The organism is Massilia sp. PWRC2, assembly GCF_049896725.1.
GTDB lineage: Bacteria > Pseudomonadota > Gammaproteobacteria > Burkholderiales > Burkholderiaceae_D > JAFCUW01.
In genome coordinates, this window is sequence record NZ_JAFCUW010000056.1 from 1 (window position 1) to 561 (window position 561).

The following is a 561-nucleotide window of genomic DNA, read 5'->3' on the forward strand; positions in this document are numbered from 1 at the left end:
CAAGAATAAGGCGAAGTCGGCGCTTATGCGAAGTCGACGTCACGTCGTGGATGTCAGCTCCGTGGTCGCGTCGCTCCGTAGCGACGATGCAACTTCGCATAATCACAGCCCTTGCAGGAACGCCAGCAGTGACTTCGGTGGGCGGTATCGGGCTTGCTTGATCTCTGGTTGCTTAAGTCGCGCCAGTGCGCGCTCCTTCATAGCGAGATCTGCTTCCACGTACATGTGAGTCGTCGACAGGCTCTCATGACCCAGCCAAAGCGCGATCTCGCAGGGATCGACACCCGACTGCAGCAGGCACATTGCCGTGGAATGTCTCACGACGTGCGGCGACACCGGTATCGTCTTGAGCTGTGGGTAGCGAATCGACGCTGCCTCGACGGCCAGTCGAAGTCGCTGGGCGACGTTGGCCCTGGTCATCGGATGTCCATCGCGGCAGGGCAACAGCGGCAACTCATCGTGCAACTGCGGGTTCAGGTGCAACCAGTCGCGCACAGCCTGGGCCGAACTCTTCCACAGGGGCAGCGAGCGCTGCTTGCGTCCCTTGCCGCGCAGGCGGAT

The 561-nt window shown here is 61.5% G+C and carries 1 protein-coding gene; it reads right to left on the bottom strand.

What is annotated here, in order from left to right; genetic code table 11:
• Window positions 1-102 precede the first annotated feature (102 nt).
• A partial coding sequence (locus tag ACP7BZ_RS23015) for a tyrosine-type recombinase/integrase (protein WP_426117531.1) occupies window positions 103-561 on the bottom strand: 459 nt, incomplete at its 5' end.